Genomic DNA, 17644 nt, shown 5'->3' with positions numbered 1-17644 from the left:
GGAATCCATGTCGAAGATCGCTCACTGCTTCTTTTTTGTAACGTTTGCTGTTGCATTTTCGCTTGGCTCCATGGCACACGCGCAAACCGGCGTGCCGGCAGCGCCGCAGTATCCTGCGTACCCGAGTGAGACGCCGGTCGCGTTCAAGGCGCCGACCGCGGGAATGGATTACGAGCGGCGCGAGGTGATGATCGCGATGCGGGATGGTGTGAAGCTCCACACCGTGATCCTTGTGCCGAAGACAGCGACGGCCGCGAAGCATGCGGGGCTGCTGCTGACGCGCACGCCCTACAGCGCCGATGTGCTGACGGCGAATGCGCCGAGCCAGCACCTGGGCACGACGCTGTGGGGGTATGACAACGCGGTCGAGACGATCGTGGAGGGCGGGTACATCCGCGTAGTGCAGGACATTCGCGGCAAGTACGGCAGTGAAGGCGACTTTGTGATGAACCGGCCGCAGCACGGGGCGCTGAACCCGACGCCGGTGGACGAGTCGACCGATACGTACGACACGATTGACTGGCTGGTGAAGAACGTCCCGGAGTCGAACGGCAAGGTGGGCGTGCTGGGCATTTCGTACGACGGCTACCTGTCGCTGATGCCGCTGATTCATCCGCACCCGGCGTTGAAGGTCGCGGTGCCGATGAACCCGATGGTGGACGGATGGATGGGCGACGACTGGTTCCACAACGGGGCGTTTCGCCAGCAGAACCTCGCTTACATTTACGAGCAGACAGCGACGCGCGACAACAGCGCGAAGTGGCTGCGGAGCAACTTTGACGATTACGACATGTTTATGCGCGCGGGCTCGGCGGGAGCGCTGGCAAAGGAGCGCGGCATGGACCAGATCGGGTTCTGGAACAAGGTTGCCGAGCACCCGGCGTACGACGCCTTCTGGAGCGGGCAGGCGGTCGACAAGGTACTGGCCGCGGAGCCTTTGACGGTGCCGACGATGGTGGTGTCGAGCCTGTGGGACCAGGAGGATATCTACGGGGCGATGGCGGTGTATCGCGCGCTCAAGGACAAGGACCCGCAGCACCAGAAGCTGTTTCTGGTGATGGGGCCGTGGCACCACGGGCAGGAGATTGAGCCGGCGAGTTCGCTGGGCGCAATTTCTTTCAATAGTGATACGGGTTTGTACTTTCGCGAGCAGATCCTGGCGCCGTTCCTGGCCCGCTACTTGAAAGACGATGCGCCGGCCGCGGAGGTTGCGCCGGTGATGGCGTTTGAGACCGGGACGAATGTGTGGGAACGGCTGCAAACGTGGCCGTCTGGTTGTGCTGGCGGGTGTGCGCCGAAACCGACGCCGCTGTACCTGGAGGCGGGAGCGAAGCTGTCGCTGGGGACGAAGACCCAAAGCGCAGGGTATGACGAGTTTGTGTCGGACCCGGCGAAGCCTGTGCCGTACCGCGCGCGGCCGAGCCAGCCGATGGGGTATACGCCCGATTTGTCATGGGTGCGATGGCTGGTGGACGACCAGCGCGAGGCGAGCGGGCGCACCGATGTGCTGACGTACACGGGCGAGGTGCTGGACAAGCCGGTGAAGATCAGCGGAGAGCCGGTGGTGCACCTGACTGCCTCGACGAGCGGCACGGATGCGGACTGGGTGGTGAAGCTGATCGATGTGTACCCGGACGAGGTGGCGGGCGATCCGCAACTCGGCGGGTACCAGTTGCCGGTGGCGATGGATATCTTCCGAGGGCGCTATCGCGAAAGCTTTGCGGAGCCGAAGGCGATCGAGGCGAACAAGCCGCTGCCGTACCAGTTCGCACTGCCGACGACGAACCACGTGTTTCTGCCGGGGCACCGGATCATGGTGCAGGTGCAGTCAAGCTGGTTTCCGCTGTATGACCGCAACCCGCAGACGTTTGTGTCGAATATCTTTTTCGCCAGGCCCGCGGATTACCAGAAGGCGACGGAGCGGGTGTTCCACGGAAGCTTTGTGGAGCTGCCGATAGTGCCGGCGGGCAGGTAGCGCGGGGCGATTGCGCGGGGTTAGTGGTTGAGCAGAACGATCCCCGCGTTGAGGTAGATCGCGAACAGGGTCCACGCGAGGTACGGCGCGAGCAGCCACGCAGCCAGCGGCCGGATGGTGCGGAAGGGGCGCATGGTGTAGGCGATCGCTACGGCAAGCAGCACCGCGTCGACCAGCGCAAAGGCGAGGGAGTGCAGGCGGAAGAACACCGCGCTCCAAGCGAGGTTGATCAGAAGCTGCACACCCCACATGCGCAGGCCACCCGAGCGGCAGGTGGAGACGCGCGTGCGCCAGGCGAGCCAGGCCGCGACCGCCATGCACAGGAAGAGCACGGTCCACACGGGCGCGAAGAGCCAGGCAGGCGGGGCGAGCGGCGGCTGGTGCAGCGTGGGATACCAGGTGCGCACCTGCGGCAGGGTGAGTGCACTGGAGATGGCGGCAACAGCGAAGGTGGCAGCAAGGAAGCCGACAAGGGCGAGCGCGCTCTGAGCGCGGGTGTGTCCCGGCATGGGGTTGAGTATGCGCCGGGAGCGCGCCCGGGGGCAAGCTGTGCGGCTTGCCCGGGGGTGCGTGCGAGTGGAAACGTTGCTACTGCGGACGCGGGCCGGATGGCACGTGGTCCTCGAGGTAGCGCACGATCAGGGTGTAGACGTGCGTGGAGGTGCCGGGGCCTTCATAGATGCCGTGGGTGCGGTTGGGGTAATCCATGAAGTCGAAGGGCTTGCCGAGCTCGATGAGCTTGTTCTCGAGCAGCTCCGCCCCCTGGTAGTGGACGTTGTCGTCGCCGGAGCCGTGAACGATGAGCAGGTTGCCGGCGAGGCCGCCGGCGAAGTTGATGGCCGAACCGTCGTGGTAGCCCTTGGCATTGTCCTTAGGCAGGCCCATGTAGCGCTCCTGGTAGATGGTGTCGTAGCGGGTCTGGTCGGGCACGGAGGCGACGGAGATACCGGTCGAAAAAAGGCCGGGATTGCGGAACATCATGTTGAGCGTGTTGGTGCCACCGCCGCTCCAGCCCCAGATGGCCATGCGCGTGGTGTCAATGTACGGGTGTTCGCGGGCGAGCTCGCGGATGCCCTCGGCCTGCTGCTGCGTGGAGAGCACGCCGATGGAGCCGTAGCCTGCCTTGCGCCAGGCGCGGCCCCTGGGCGCGGGCGTGCCCTGGTTGTCGAAGGAAACCTCCACGTAGCCTTCGCCGGCGATGAGCTTGCGCAGCGAGCCGTCCCAGCGATCCTTGACGATGGCTCCTGCCGGCTCGCCGTAGACCTCGACGAGCACGGGGTATTTCTTGGACGGGTCAAACCCGGGCGGCAGCGTGATGGAGGTGCTGAGGTGAACGCCACCGCTGACGGGCGTCTCGGAGAACTGCTCAGAGACAGCGCCGGTGAGCGCGCGGGCACGCTCGGCGAGGCCTGCGTTGGCTTCGAGCGTGCGCACGACGCGGTGCGTGGGCAGCTCCACCAGGTCATAGCGCGGCGGGGTGGTTGCGCTGGAGAAGGAGTGGATCGCCCACTTGCCATTGGGAGAAACATCGTAGGAGTTGGTGCCGGTATCGGCAGCAGGTGTCACGCGCTCGGGCGTGCCCGTGCCATCGAGACGGGAGCGGAACAGGTAGGCGCGGATGGGGTCGTCCGGCGAGGCAGTGAAGTAGAAGAAGCCGTGCTGCTGGTCGACCGAAACGGGCGAGATGATGTCGGCGGCGAAGTTGGTCAGGAGCTTTGGCGGCGCGCCGGTCGCGGAGAGGCGGTAGGCGTGACGCCAGCCGTCGCGCTCGCTCATCCAGAGGAGGTCCGGCTGAGTCGAGACGGCGTCGGCGTGGCCGCGCGACAGCCAGTTGTAGCGGTTGGCGAAGCGGGTCTCCGCCTCCACGTCGAGGAAGGCTGCGTCCTTGTCTTCAAACATCGAGTGCACGGCGCCGGTGTGCGGGTCGGCGAGGTACAGGTGCTCATCATTCTGCAGGCGGTTGATGGACTCGACCAGGAGCTGGCCGGAGTTGGCCGCCCAGTCGAGGCCCGGGATGTAGTTGCCGCGCGGGTCGCCGGGGAGCTGCACCCAGACGGTAGCCCCGCCCTGCGCGGCAACGATGCCAGCGCGCACGGCGGAGTTCGTGGTGCCCACCAGCGGGTACTTGTAGTGGAAGGTGGTGGGGTAGAGCGCCTTGGTGTCGTTGATCAGCGTGTAGTCGCCCACCCCGGACTGGTTGAACTGCCAGTAGGCGATGGACTGCGAATCGGGGCTCCAGCGGAACGCGTCGCGGATGTCGAGCTCTTCTTCGTTGACCCAGTCGGAGGTGCCGTTGATGACGTCGGGGGAGCCGTCGGTGGTGAGCGCGCGGACCTGGCCGGTGGCGAGGTCTTCGACGTAGATGTTGTTCTCGCGCACGAAGGCGACGGAGCGGGCATCGGGCGAGAACTTGGCGAACATCAGGGTCGAAGGTTTCGCGGCGGGGTCAAGCTGGGTGAGCTTGCCGGTGGCGAGATCGAGCACCCAGTAGTCGCCGCGGGTGTTTTCGCGCCAGACACGCTCGGAGTTGGTGAAGACCAGCAGGTGCTGCTTGTCGGCGGACCAGGTGTAGTCGTTGAGGGAAAGCGGCTTTGCGGCACCCGCGGGGGTGAGCTGCCGGGCGGAGACGAGCACGGAGCGCCTGCCGGTGGCGGTGTCGTAGGCGACGAGGTCGGAGGCATCCTGATTGCCTTGGGCAGGTTCGAGCACAGAGTAGCGTTCGCCTTCGTCGAGCCAGCGGCTTTCTTCGGGGGACTTCGCGTGGAGCTTTGCGTCGGTCTGCCCGGTGTGGAACTTGCTCAGAAACGCGGCGGAAGGGTGAGCGCCGAAGGCGACCGGGCTGGGCGCGGTTGCAGGGGAGACGGCCTGGGCGCGTGCCGCGGGAAACAGTGCCGCACCCGTGGCACACACTGCGACTGCTGTCGCGGAACGGAGGAGAGCGAGAAGACCGAAGGACGCCATGTTGGAGCAAGTGTAAAGGCATGCCTCGGGATTGCCACTGCGGAACTGGCTGGAAGCAAATGCCGTTGGCTGGGCTGCACCGGCAGGCGGTATTCTGGGAGCTGCTATGAGTGACCAGGGACAAACAGTGGAATCGGTAGACGCGGGCAGCATCGCCAACAACATCAAGGTACAGCTACCGGACGGAGCCGTGCGCGAAGTGCCGGCGGGAACGACGCCGCTCGACATTGCCATGGCGATCTCGCCACGGCTGGCCGCGGCGGTGGTGGTGGCCAAGGTGCGGCCGCTGCGTGCCAGCGAGCAGGCGGCGGAGCGCGATGCAGCCACCGAAGCCGGCGTGACCGAGGCGGCGATGTATGGCGCGGAGGATGCGGCGGCGGAGCGACTGGTGGACCTGAAGGCGCCGCTGCACGAGGACGTGGCGCTGTCGCTGCTGAAGGAAAATGACGCGGAGTCACTGCGGGTAGTGCGGCACTCGGCCGCGCACGTAATGGCGACGGCGCTGCTGGAGCTGTACCCGGAGACGAAGCTGGGGCATGGTCCGGCGACGGATGCGGGCTTCTTTTACGACGTGTACCGCGAGCAGCCGTTTACTCAGGACGACCTGAAGCGCATTGAGGAACGCATGCGCGAGGTGGTGGCGCGCGACGAGCAGTTTGTGCGCGTGGAAGAGCCGCGCGACAAAGGCCTGGCCGAGTACGCAGCGCAGGGCGAGTTCATGAAGGTGCACTTCATCGAGCGCTTCACCAAGCCGGGCGACGAGATCTCGCTGTACAGGAATGGCGCGTTTACAGACTTCTGCCGCGGACCGCATGTGCCTTCGACAGGGCGCGTGAAGGCGTTCCGCGTGATGTCGCTGGCCGGCGCGTACTGGCTGGGCGATGAGCAGAACCCTCAGTTGCAGAGGATCTATGGCACGGCGTTCTTCTCACAGAAGGAGCTGGACCAGCACTTTGTGCAGCTGGAGGAGATTGCCAAGCGCGACCACCGCGTGATTGGCAAGCAGCAGGATTTGTTCTCTATCCAGGAGCTGGCGGGGCCGGGGCTGATCTTCTTCCATCCCAAGGGCGCGACGATTCGTAAGCAGATGGAAGACTGGATGCGGGAAGAGTGTATCCGTCGCGGTTACGAACTGGTGTACACGCCGCACGTGGCCAAGGTGAACCTCTGGCAGACCAGCGGTCACGAGGGCTTTTACGCGGCCAACATGTTTACGCCGATGGAGCTGGACGACGCCGACTACCGGCTGAAGCCGATGAACTGCCCGTTCCACATATTGATTTACAAGAACTCGCCCAAGAGCTATCGCGATTTGCCGGTGCGGTATGCGGAGCTGGGCAACGTGTACCGCTACGAGCGCTCGGGCACGATGCACGGGCTGCTGCGGGTGCGCGGCTTTACGCAGGACGATGCACACATCTTCTGCACGCCTGCGCAGATTGAAGACGAAGTGGTTGCGTGCATCGACTTTGCACAGAGCGTGCTGACCACGTTTGGATTTACGGACTTCAAGGTCGAGCTTTCGACGTGGGACCCGAAGGATCGCGCGAGCTGGGCCGGCTCGGACGAGAACTGGGCGCTGGCGACAAGTGCGTTGAAGCGCGCATTGGAGCGCAAGGAGATTCCATATCGCACGATCCCGGGCGAGGCCGCGTTCTATGGGCCCAAGATCGATATCAAGCTGGTGGATGTGCTGGGGCGCTTGTGGCAGTTGTCCACGGTGCAGTTCGACTTCAACCTGCCGGCGCGGTTCGAGCTGGAGTACGTGGGCGAGGATGGCGAGCGGCACCAGCCGGTGATGGTGCACCGTGCGCTGTTCGGCTCGGTGGAGCGGTTCTTCGGCGTGCTGATCGAGCACTTTGCCGGGGCGTTCCCGCTGTGGCTGGCCCCGGTACAGGTGGGGCTCGTGCCGATCTCGGAGCGGCATCTTGGGTATGCGCAGGAGGTAAAGGCGCAGCTCGAGATGGCGGGGTTGCGGGTGGAGCTGGATGGACGCAACGAGAAGATGAACGCCAAGATTCGCGAGTTTACGGTGCAGAAGGTGCCGTATGTGCTGGTGATGGGCGACAAGGAAGCCGAGGCGGCGGCGGTGAGCGTGCGCACGCGCGGCAAGGGCGATGGCGGGTCAGTGCCTTTGCTGGAGTTTATTGAGAAGGCCAAAGCGCTGCTGGCTACGCACTCGACTGAGTTGTAGCAGGCTGCTGGGACAAGTCCCCTGCGTGAAGAGCGGATCGGGCCGGGTGGGGTGCTTCCCACGTTTCAGAACCGAGACATGGGGCACCCGGTTTCGTGCTGGCCCTGCAGGGCGTCTGCGGTGGCGCGGCCTGAGCTGTAGATAGAACAAAGAGGGGGCACTCATGAAGTGCCCCCTCTTTGTTGGTGATCGCCGCGGTGCTGCCGAGGCGGAGATCGCCCGGGTTAGTGGGGGCGCTCTCCGCCGCCATGCGGGGCTTCCTGGTGGGGCTGCGGCGCGGTGTGCTGTGGTTCTGCCTGGCGCTGTGGTTGTTGCTGGCGTGGCTGTTCCTGGCGCTGCTGCGGTTGTGCCTGACGTTGCTGGCTTTGTTGCGGCTGCGCCTGGCGTTGCTGTTCCTGGCGCTGTTGCATTTGCTGCTGGGCCTGGCGTTGCTGCGTTTGCTGCTGCTGTACTTGCCGTTGCTGCTGGACCTCGCGTTGCTGCGCTTGCTGTTGCTGGGCCTGGCGTTGCTGGTTCTGCTGGGTGCGGGCCTGCTGCTCGCGTTGTTGTGTTTGCTGCTGCTGGTTCTGCTGTGCTTCCCGCTGCTGGTTGCCGGGCTGCTGTGCCCGGTTGTTCTGGCCGGCGCGCTGTTGCTCCTGCGTGTTGCGCTGGGCGCTCTGTTGTGCGTTCTGCTGGGCGCGCTGGGTGTTCTGCTGCCTTTGCTGCGCGCCACCGATACCCTGGATACCCTGCGCGCCCTGCGCGGAGCGTCCCGCGGCATTCTGTTGCGGGCGAGCGCTGTTCTGCTGGATGCCGTTCTGCTGCGCACGCTGCGCGGGGTTCTGGGTGCCAGCGTTGCTGGTGCCCGGGCGGGCGTTGATGCCGGCGGGCCGTTCGAACCCGCCCTGGTTGGACACCGGGCGAAGTCTGGCTTCGGACGGGGTGGCCACGGTGCGTCCCGCGATGGAGTGCGCCGCGGTGAGCATCTGCGGACGGCCGCCGTTGCCCGCGAACTGGGCGCGGTTGTTCATGGCCTGCAGGGTGTTCTGGCGCTGCGCGGGCAGGGCGGCGAAGTGCTGCTCGCGCCCGGCTGCCTGCTCGTAGGCGGCGGGCCGTGCATCGATGCCGCCGCGGCCTCCGTTGAAGGAGACGCGACTCACGTTGTTGTTGAAGGTGACGTTGTGCTCGTAGGTATTGCGCACGATGGTGGTGTTGATCCGCGTCACCGACCGGTTGTAGTAGAAGTTGTTGTGGTTCCAGTAGCCGCCTTCGTAGCCGTGGCCAAAGTAGCCGAAGCCGTAGGCGATGCCGCCGTAGTAACCGATGTGCGAACCCCAGTACCCGTGGTGGAAGCCGTAACGGCCGCCGTCATAGCCCCAGTAGCCGGGGGTCCACAAGGCTCCGACAAAGGGTGCCACGACCCATACCCCGGGCACCCAGTAGTAGCCGGCCGGCGCGTAGTTCCAGTAGCCGGGGGTCCAGAGATAGTTGTCGCCGGGGCAGGGTGGCTGGTCGTACTCGGGCAGCTCGGGCGGAGGCTGCTGGGCGTAGGTCACCTGGCTGTAGTCGGCATCGTCGTAGCCGCTGGCGGGGTCTGCGTACTCGTCGGCGTAGCTGCCGCCGGTGTTGGCAGGAGCACCCGAGTAGCCGGTGTCTTCAGGGGGCGGTGGCGGCATGCTGCTGCCGGAGTACGCACCGGATGCGCCGGACTGCGCGGGAGCCCCGGCATAGCTGCTGGCACGCGGCACGGCGGGCTGCGTTGCGGAACCGGCAGGTGCGGAGCCGTACTGCGCGGCGCCGCTCGTGCTGTCATTGGCAGTGCCGTTGACCGGCGCGAGGTTGGCCGCGGCCGGATCGTTGCTGTCCGGCATATCCTGGTTGGCCTTGTGGCAGCCAGGAAGTGTGAGCAGAGTGGCCAGGGTTCCAAAGCTTACATACCGCCATGCTTGCGTGCGCATGAGTGATCTCCCGGTGGTTACGATGCGATTGTAGAGACACGTACGGCAGGGGTTAGTTGTTTTCGCCGGTGCAGACAGGTACGGGAGGGCGACAGATGCGGGTGTGGGTAGCGGGGCATGGCGGGTTGCTGGGCACGGAACTGGTGGAAGCGCTGCGCGACACGATGGAGGTCGTCACAGCGCCGCGCGATCGCCTGGACCTGCGGGATGGCGCGGCGGTGCAGCGCTGGCTGGAGGAACACCGGCCGGATGTGGTGGTGCTGGCGGCGGCGCGGGTGGGCGGGATCGCTGCCAACCTGGCGGCGCCGGTGGCGTTCCTGGTGGAGAACCTCGCAATCCAGAACGCAGTGCTGCCGGCGGCGGCGGCGAGCGGGGTTGCGCGGCTGGTGTGCTTCGGCTCAAGCGCGATGTACCCGGTGGCAGCACCGCAGCCACTGGAGGAGCACAGCCTGATGAGCGGGCCGCTGGACGCGGCACTGCGTCCGTATGCGCTGGCCAAGCTGGCCGGGATGGAACTATGTGGCGCGCTGAACCAGGAAAGCCGGGCGCTGGGGCGTCGCCTGGGCGCACTGTGCGTGGTGGCGCCCAACCTGTACGGGCGGCGCGACAGCTTTGCGGAACGCGCCACCATGCTGCCGGCGCTGCTGCGGCGAGTGGCGGAGGCACGGCAAGGCGGGGAGCACCGCCTCGCTGTGTGGGGCACAGGACGCGCTCGACGCGAACTGCTGGCGGCCTCGGAGATGGCGGAGGCGGTGCGGTTCCTGCTGCGGCTGGACGAGACTCGATGGGAGGCGCTGCTGCGGGTGGGGGAGTGGCCGGCTCTGAATGTCGGCGCGGGCGGCGACCACTCGGTGGGCGAGATTGCGATGGCCGTGAGTGCGGCAGTGGGCTGGGAGATCGAGATTGCCTGGGATTCGAGCAAGCCGGAGGGCATGTTGCGCAAGCTGCTGGATACAAGCAGGATGGATGCACTGGGCTGGCGGTCCCGGCTGCCGCTGGAGCAGGGGATCCGCAGCATGTACGAGGCGGCACGCGCGGATGGCCGGCTGCCGTGAATCGAGCGCGCGGGCGGGGTCATCTGTGATGATGAGCACTGCGCACCTTCAGACCTCAGAACGATGGAGTGGTCCACCTATGTTGAAAGTGTTGAAAGCGACACAGCGAGCCGGGCTTCTTGCCCTGACCGGCACCCTTTTTCTCGGCTGCCACAGCAGCAGCAACCCGCCCGCAACCCAGTCGGAAACGCAGCCGCAGCCTCAACCCCAGGCGCAGGTGCTGCCTCACGCGCATATCTTTCCCGAGGTGAGCGCGGCGCAGGGCGACATCGATGCGGCACTGAAGACGGCCGCGGCCGAGCACAAGCGGGTACTGCTGGACTTTGGCGGTGACTGGTGCCCCGACTGCCAGGTGCTGAACGTGTACTTTCACCGGCCGGAGAACCAGCCGCTGCTGGACCAGAACTTTGTAGTAGTGGAAGTAAACGTGGGGCGGCATATCGACGAGAACCTCGCCCTGGGCGCGAAGTACGGCGTGGACCTGAAAAAGGGCGTGCCGGCGCTGGCGGTGGTGAGCGCGAAGAACAAGGTGATCTACGGCCAGAGCGGCGGCCAGTTCTCCAACATGCGGCGCATGGAGCCATCGTCGGTGCACGACTTCCTGGACCAGTGGAAGCCGGGGCGCACCGCTGCGGGGGCCGCGGGCGAGTAACGCACACGCTCGCAGCGTTTGGCCGCGCAACTCCGGGCGCCCCGGCTTAGGAGCGGGGCGCTCCTTGTTTGCACGCACGGCTGGTGCCCGCCTGAAACTTTGCGCAGGCCGGAGTGCCTCCGCAGCCAGCAGGGTGGGCGCGCCGGGCATCGTATGACGCGGGGGTGTTGCGTGGACAAGATTGCTGTGCGAGAAGACCAGGTGGTCCCGATGGATGCCGTGGCGCCCAATGTGCGCGGGCTGCGCATCGCGTTTGTGAACGTGTTTGCCGTGACGCATGCGGACGGCAGCTGGACGCTTGTGGATGCGGCGGTGCCGTTCACGGACGGCATGATCCGGCGGTGGGCAGAGCACCACTTCACCCGGCCACCGAATGCGATCGTCTTGACCCACGGGCACTTTGACCATGTGAGCGCCGCGCCTTCGCTGTCCGAGACATGGAAGGTGCCGGTGTATGCGCATGCGCTGGAGTTTCCGTACCTGACGGGCGAGCGCGAGTACCCGGCGCCCAACGTGGGAGCGGGGGGCGGCATGATGAGCCTGCTTTCGCCGCTGTATCCAAAAGGGCCGGTGAACCTGACGGGGCGGCTTGTGGAGCTGAGCACGGGCATGAGCCAGCTGATGCCGGGGTGGGAGGTGATCCACACGCCCGGACATACGCCGGGACACTGCTCGCTGTACCAGGCCAGTGATCGCACGCTGCTGGTGGGCGATGCGTTCTGCACGACCAAGCCGGAGTCGTTTTTTGAGGCGTCGATTGCGCAGGCCCCGGAGCTGCATGGGCCGCCGGCGTACTTCACCTCGGATTGGGCGGCCGCGCAAGCCTCCGTGGAGCGGTTGTCCGCGATGGATGTCGCGGTGGTCGCGCCGGGGCATGGCAAGCCACTTGCGGGGGAGGATCTTGGCGCGGAACTGCGGCTGCTGGCTGCGCGTTTTCGCGCGGTGGCGGTGCCGGAGAACCGGTTGAGCAGCGTATAGCGGAGTAGGTGAATTGCAGCGTGAGGCAAGGCCGGGGTGTGCTTACCCGGTCTTGCCAGCGCGGGTTTCTATCTACCCGCAGGCTGACTCTCTCGGGCCGGGACAGCGGACCACCAGTTCGCTGGTGGGCGCGCGCGCCGGGCTTTACAATCGAGGCACCGGAGCGGCAGGCATTGCCGCTCCGCAAGGGCCTATAGCTCAATCGGTTAGAGCAGCGAACTCATAATTCGTTGGTTCCAGGTTCAAGTCCTGGTGGGCCCACCACTTCTGCTCCGTACACAACACAAGGCTCCTCCCGAGAAACAAAGCACGCGCTGTCGCGGGCCGCACCGTGCGAGCGTTTCGATCGCGCCGGGGTGGCTGTGCACGCGTGCTTCGAACGGCCTATTTCGCCGGGATGCGGGTCAGCGTGGCCAGCACGACGTCGTTGGTACGCATGGGAACGGAGACGAGTAGTTGCCCATCCGCACTGGAGCGGACGACCTTGTTTTTTTCCGGCCGATCGGCGGTCAGCTTGTTCAGCCTGGCGAGCTGTTTTGCGCTGAGGTCTTTCGGGAAGCCCATCCGGATGTAGGCCGACCAGGCGTCGTTCGCCTGGTACCCGGTGCGATGGATCGCGAGACGATAGCTTGTGCCCGGTGCCAGGTGCTCGAGATGCAAAGCGACGGGAGCCGATGGCTGCGACGGCAGCAGCTTTGTGTAAAAGGGGCGGTTGCTTACGCTCTGCTTCGGCTGCTGGAAGTCCCACAGGACGGCGCTGATGTCGCCGCCGCGCACTGCGAGCATGGACTGCGGGTCGCTCGAGGGGAGCGCATTGCCCTGCAGCGCGTGTAGGTACTTGTACGCGAAGAAAGCGGGCTTGCGAATGCCATCGCGGTTGAGCAGTCCGAAGCCGCCTTCAAAGGCCGCGGTGGGTGGGCCGGGTTCTTCAAACAGGTCGGTGTAGGTCCAGTAACTCATGCCTTGCAGGAGGCCCTTGCTCGCCTTGAGCTTGCTCAGGATGTACGGAGCGCTGATGTAGGAGTCGTGCACCACGTCTCGCGGGGTGTAGCTGGTGCTCCACTCGGTGAAGTAGACGGGCAGCGCGGGAAACGCCGAAGCGGTGACCTGCTCCCGCACGTGCCGCACGTCGCCGACGATGGCATCGGGCGACGGCGAAAGCTTTGTGTCGCTCTTGCCATGCTCATCCAGAAAGCCGCCGTCGACACCGTAGGAATGGGTGGAGACGAAATCGACCGCGGCGCCGCTGTGCCGGACGTGCGCCAGGAACTCCGGAACCCAGGCAGCGCCCGCGGTCGCCGGGCCGCCCACACGCAGCGCGGGATCGATGCCCTTGATGGTGTTGGAGGTCTGGTCGAAGAGATTGAAGTACGCCTGCTGATCGCCACCTTCCCAGAAACCGGAGAGGTTGGGCTCGTTCCATACTTCGAAGAACCAAGACTGCACTTCCTGCTGGCCGTAGCGCTGCTCGACATGGCGGATGAAGGCGTTGACGAGGGCATTCCACCCGGCAGGGTCAGGGTGCGAGGTGTTGCCTTTCCAGTAGAAGATGCTGTTCGCGGAGGTGGCCAGCGCCCCGGGGGTGAAGCCGAGCTCCACAAAGGGCTTCATGTGCAGGGCCAGCAGGTCGTCGTAGAGCTGATTGATCCTGGTCCAGTCGTAAGTGGTCTTGCCGTTGTCGACGTGCACCACGCCCAGGACGTCGTGAAAGATACCGTGGAAGCGCAGATAGCGAAAGCCAAGCTCGTCGGCGACCAGTTTGAGCTGTGCCTGGCTGTCGGGGCGCAGCAGAGTGCCGGGGTAATCGGACCCCACCGAGAGATCAAAGAAGCGGTCGACGGGAGCGCCCGCGTTCTGGACGTCGACGACGATCGATCTTTGTGCGGGCTGCTGCGACACGGCGGCCAGTGGGAGTGCAACAAGCGCGGTGGCAATCAGCCGGGCCGCCCCGCGGGTGGTGCATGCAGTCAGTTTCAAGCGCTGCTCCGTTCTCCGGTGTGACACGCGAGCCTGCGCAGCATGGAGCCGGCGGGGGCGGGCGTTGGTGTGAATCGTTGCCGCAATGAGGCGGCGGGAACAGGCTGAAACCGCGCGCGATCACTTCTGCGTTAGCTTGCCATCCTCCACGCGATATCGCAACGGCGCGGCAGGAGCGAGAAGCTCCGCACCGATCCAGGGCTGCATTGCGAGCGGCTGCGACGCGGTGTGCGGGAAGGGCAGGATCGCGCGGGTCGCGAGTGCCGGCTGGTCAGGGCGCGCGTAGGGGGCCGTCTGCGGGCGACCGCCCCGGCCGTCTGGACCGGCGCCCATACCGGCGAACGGAGGGAGCTTGCCGGCGATGAGCGAGGCGGGAGCCCTGCCATGCTCTACCCACGCCATGAGCGGCGTTAACGTATCGAACTGCTGGAAACCATCGCCGCCACCGCAGTGCGCCATGCCCGGCAGCATGAAGAGACGCAGGAACTGATCGACCCTGTCGCTGCCGAGATCGCGCTGCACGGCGGCGAAGTAGGCCACGGAGATCATGGGGGCGATGGAGGTGTCGGACCAGCCGTGGTACATGAGCAGCTTGCCGCCGTGCGCCGCGAACGGGCGCAGGTCGGTGTCGGTTGCGTCGTTCAGCCCATGCAACTGGATGGCGCGGTGGAATTGCTCAACCGTGAAGGGGTAGTTTGCGGCGGTCGCGTCGGCCGGTGTGGCCACGGGGAACACGACCGGGGCCATGGAGGCGAGCATGCCGGTGCCGGGGGAGTGTGCCGGGCCTTGTTGCTGCGGGGGCGGCCCGTGGGGGAGGTCCGTCGTGGTTCTGTCGCGTCTGTGACCTGTCGCGGAGCCCTGCGGCGGAGGACCGCTGCCCGGCATGCCGCCGCCCCACTGCAGTTCGGAACCCGGCTGCCAGCCACCGGGCAGAAAGTGGTGGCCCGCGGTGTCGGTGGGTCCCATGTAGAGCTTGCTTGCAGCCGTCCATTGCTCGGGGGTGAGGCAGGCGTTTGCTGCGGCAGAGTGTGCGGAGCACAGCACCCATTGCGGATCGACTTTGCAGGCGCGCGGGTCTGTGAGCAGGCCGTCCTTGATGCCATCGAGCAGGTCGCAATGGCGGATCACGGCGGCATGCAGGCTCTGGAGCTGTGCGCCCTGGAGGATTTTCGAGCCATCCGCGCGGGTATTGGCGGCCTGCGTCCATGCGTGGTTGAGGCTGTTCTGCACCTGGAAGTACATGGCGGGAGCGCCGGCGGAGATGCCGTCGAAGTCTTCAGGGAAGCGTTGCGCTTCCATCATGGCTTCGCGGCCGCCGTCGGAGCAGCCACTGAAGTAGGCGAAACGGTGCGGCTGGCCGTAGTAGGCACGGATCAGGGCTTTCGCAGCGAGCGCGGTGAGGTGGTTGGCGCGGTAGGCGAAGTCGATGCGCTTCTGTGGGTCGGCGGCGAAGTTGCTCTCGCCGGGGGCGCCCATCTGCGCCTCGTGGCCCATGTCAGTTGCCGCCACGGCGAAGGCGCCGTTGAGGGCGGGGGCGCAGGTGCCGGCGTTGCCGATGCTGGCGTTGATCATGCCGCACAGCCCGCCGCAGCCGGTCTCGAGCAGGCGCTGGGTCCAGTGCTCAACGGGGAGATCGACTTCCAGGTGGATCGCGGGCGCGATCACGCCGGTGACGTGGCAGAAAGGGCCCCTCGGCGTGCTTACGGGAGCGGCGGCAAGCGCGACATCCACGCCGACCGCGTCGCGCAGCGCAAGGCCGGCGAGGGAGGCGCAGTCGACCACTGGCCGGACTACCGGGAGGTCCATGGGGAGGTCTACACGGGCTTCTGGCAGTTGGCGGGCGTGGCTCATGGGCACCGCACAGAGAACTATGCCTAGGGCGGAGCCGATGAACCTTAGCCACCGGAGCAACCGGGTGCTTCTGCTTTTTGCCGCCATGGTGGGTCTCCTGTGGGTGCGCACACCTGCGCGATGTGGGGTGGGCGCCGGGTGGCGCGCAGATTTAGCCGACTGCCTCGCCGAAGATGCGCAGGTAATTGCCCCTGCCGATTTTTTCAATCTCGCCGGAGGTGAAGCCGGTCTTGAGCATGGCGTCGACCACGAGGAAGTAGAAGCCGGCCCGCTGGTTGACCCAGGCTCCGTTGGTGGAGTCGCCGACATGCGGGGGCTGCTGCGCGGCGTGGTCGGGGGCGGCCGGAATGAGTTTCGTGTCCGTGCCGATGCAGACGTGATCCACGCCGATCACGTCGACCATGGCCCGGATGTTTGTTGCGTACTCGAGAGGAGTTTTGGAAAGACGGGTCCAGACGCCGACGGCTCCGCCGCGGTCGGCTACCATCCTGGCCTGGGCCTTGCCGATGAGCCGGGGGCGCATCATCTGTGCCATGCGCGCGTCGCTGCCCGGCTGCGTGTCGAGGCCCGTATGGGAGATGAGCACGGGACGTCTTGATTGCTTCAAGGCCATCTCCGTGGTCTGCACGTTGGCATGGGCAAGATCGACCAGGATGCCGAGCCGGTTGCACTCCTGAATGACCGAGGCACCGAACGCGGTGAGTCCACCGAGCCTGGGGACATTGGTATACACGTCTCCCAGCGGAACCGTGGCGTCGCTGTCATGCAGCAGCCCGAGGTGTCTCAGGCCGCGCCCGTACGCCTCCTCGACGCGCTCGAGGTGACCCTCGAGAAAGTGCGCGCCTTCCACTGCCTGGATCACCGTGGGCTGACTGTTCCGGCGTGCCGCAGCAAGATCTGCCACCGTGAGCGAACGCTTCATGCCGTTGTGCTGCAGCTGATGGTCCATCGCCGCCAGAGCGTTGAGAAACCGGCCATAGGCGTCGCCCGGCTGATAGTCGGTCGCAAACGTCATGCAGATGGCCGAGAGGCCCGCGCGCTGCATTTCGCCCTTGAGGTCGAGATCCGGCCCCAGCATCCCGGCGCCGGTCAACGGCACGTCGATGTGATTGTGGATGTCGATCCCGCTGGTCTCTGCGGCGATGCGCAGGGTGCGGGGATCGAGTGCGTCGCGCTGGCTCCACGCGGGGCGAGCGCCCCCGAGGGCCGCGGCGCCTATGGCCATCATGGCCGAGGCAACAAACTGGCGTCTGGAGCAGGTACCGGTGCCAACCTTCAATCGTCGCTCCCCTGCAACCACCTGTGTGGGTGACTGCCAGCCACTTTGTGGTGACTGCATCCAGTCTCACACTCGCCGATGCTTTATGACGAAAGCTCCGGCCCTGGCTTTACAGATGCAACTGGGTGACACGGCCGCGATGCCGCTGTGCATCGGCGGCTGACCGAGGTACTCCGTCCGGCCCGCAGGACGCCGGGAGCATAGGACGGGCGCTAGCTTGCGGGCGCAGCGCTCCGGAGCAGCGGCCGCGCTCCTGGCTCGGCAGCCGTGCATGGCGGGCCAAGCGGCGCCTTGCTTCGGACGAGGTACTGATCGCCCCACTGCTGCATGGCGAAGATCAAGGGCCGCAACGATTCTCCCGCGTTTGTCAGCGAGTACTCCACCTTGGGTGGCACCACCGGGTAGACCTTGCGTGCGATCACGCCGTCGGCTTCGAGCTCACGCAGCTGCGCGGTGAGAATGCGCGGGCTCAGCTCCGGCTTGAGCCGCTGGATTTCGCTGAAGCGCAGGGTGCCCGCCGTCATGAGGTGGTAGAGGATCACACCCTTCCACTTGCCGCCGATGACTTCAAGACAGGCTTCTACTGAACAGCCAGTCCCGGGTGCGTACGAGTTGTAGCGTCGCTTGGCCATGACACTATCCCAAATGTGAGTATGCAAGTTCCTGGTAAGTATAGCCAATAATGAAGCTCGGCAGTTGGCTGTCGCATCCTGATAAGGCGTGACGGGGTTAGGGCGTGGAACACGCGTGCCTGCGATCAGCCCTGCGCGAACAAGGAGAACACC

The 17644-nt window shown here is 65.8% G+C and carries 12 protein-coding genes and 1 tRNA gene; 6 read left to right on the top strand and 7 right to left on the bottom strand.

What is annotated here, in order from left to right; genetic code table 11:
• Positions 1–7: 7 nt before the first annotated feature.
• A complete protein-coding gene (locus D1Y84_RS07580) occupies positions 8–1975 on the top strand; it encodes a CocE/NonD family hydrolase (RefSeq protein ID WP_124847970.1) in 1968 nt (655 codons plus the stop codon).
• A gap of 20 nt (positions 1976–1995) precedes the next feature.
• Here the strand turns inward: D1Y84_RS07580 and D1Y84_RS07575 are convergent, their stop codons facing one another.
• Together D1Y84_RS07575 and D1Y84_RS07570 are read right to left on the bottom strand one after the other, a co-directional pair.
• Positions 1996–2484: a TspO/MBR family protein gene (locus D1Y84_RS07575; protein ID WP_124847969.1), complete on the bottom strand. Its 489-nt coding sequence runs from the start codon at positions 2482–2484 to the stop codon at positions 1996–1998.
• Between the two features lie 79 nt (positions 2485–2563).
• Positions 2564–4885 carry a S9 family peptidase gene (locus tag D1Y84_RS07570; RefSeq protein ID WP_158615372.1) on the bottom strand — a complete coding sequence of 774 codons (2322 nt, stop codon included), beginning with the start codon at positions 4883–4885 and terminating at the stop codon, positions 2564–2566.
• Positions 4886–5042: 157 nt separating this feature from the next.
• On the opposite strand from D1Y84_RS07570, the gene thrS reads away from it, so the two are divergent.
• The gene (gene thrS / locus D1Y84_RS07565; RefSeq protein ID WP_233581246.1) at positions 5043–7130 is read left to right on the top strand and encodes a threonine--tRNA ligase; all 2088 of its coding nucleotides are present in this window, start codon (positions 5043–5045) and stop codon (positions 7128–7130) included.
• A gap of 224 nt (positions 7131–7354) precedes the next feature.
• Here the strand turns inward: thrS and D1Y84_RS18140 are convergent, their stop codons facing one another.
• The gene (locus tag D1Y84_RS18140) at positions 7355–9067 is read right to left on the bottom strand and encodes a hypothetical protein (RefSeq protein WP_233581244.1); all 1713 of its coding nucleotides are present in this window, start codon (positions 9065–9067) and stop codon (positions 7355–7357) included.
• 95 nt (positions 9068–9162) lie between these two features.
• Between D1Y84_RS18140 and D1Y84_RS07555 the strand changes: the two genes are divergently transcribed.
• From D1Y84_RS07555 to D1Y84_RS07540, 4 genes are all read left to right on the top strand, one after another.
• Positions 9163–10122: an NAD-dependent epimerase/dehydratase family protein gene (locus D1Y84_RS07555; protein ID WP_124847967.1), complete on the top strand. Its 960-nt coding sequence runs from the start codon at positions 9163–9165 to the stop codon at positions 10120–10122.
• 79 nt (positions 10123–10201) lie between these two features.
• Entirely contained in the window at positions 10202–10774 is a 573-nt protein-coding gene (locus D1Y84_RS07550) for a thioredoxin family protein (protein ID WP_124847966.1), read from the top strand.
• Positions 10775–10945: 171 nt separating this feature from the next.
• A complete protein-coding gene (locus D1Y84_RS07545; protein ID WP_124847965.1) occupies positions 10946–11752 on the top strand; it encodes an MBL fold metallo-hydrolase in 807 nt (268 codons plus the stop codon).
• Positions 11753–11939: 187 nt separating this feature from the next.
• Positions 11940–12016, top strand: a tRNA-Ile gene (locus tag D1Y84_RS07540).
• Positions 12017–12136: 120 nt separating this feature from the next.
• Here the strand turns inward: D1Y84_RS07540 and D1Y84_RS07535 are convergent.
• The 4 genes from D1Y84_RS07535 to D1Y84_RS07520 form a co-directional block, all read right to left on the bottom strand.
• Positions 12137–13729 carry a beta-xylosidase gene (locus tag D1Y84_RS07535; RefSeq protein ID WP_124847964.1) on the bottom strand — a complete coding sequence of 531 codons (1593 nt, stop codon included), beginning with the start codon at positions 13727–13729 and terminating at the stop codon, positions 12137–12139.
• Between the two features lie 120 nt (positions 13730–13849).
• Complete coding sequence (locus D1Y84_RS07530; RefSeq protein ID WP_158615371.1) at positions 13850–15580, bottom strand: tannase/feruloyl esterase family alpha/beta hydrolase; 1731 nt, start codon at positions 15578–15580, stop codon at positions 13850–13852.
• Positions 15581–15731: 151 nt separating this feature from the next.
• The gene (locus D1Y84_RS07525; protein ID WP_199726376.1) at positions 15732–16859 is read right to left on the bottom strand and encodes a dipeptidase; all 1128 of its coding nucleotides are present in this window, start codon (positions 16857–16859) and stop codon (positions 15732–15734) included.
• Positions 16860–17071: 212 nt separating this feature from the next.
• Positions 17072–17491 (bottom strand): helix-turn-helix domain-containing protein, encoded by a 420-nt coding sequence (locus tag D1Y84_RS07520; RefSeq protein ID WP_124847962.1) that lies wholly within the window; start codon positions 17489–17491, stop codon positions 17072–17074.
• Positions 17492–17644: the final 153 nt, after the last annotated feature.

Origin of the sequence: Acidipila sp. EB88 (genome assembly GCF_003858395.1) — a bacterium.
In the GTDB taxonomy this organism is placed as follows: domain Bacteria; phylum Acidobacteriota; class Terriglobia; order Terriglobales; family Acidobacteriaceae; genus EB88.
This window is presented reverse-complemented; position numbering and strand designations above follow the sequence as displayed.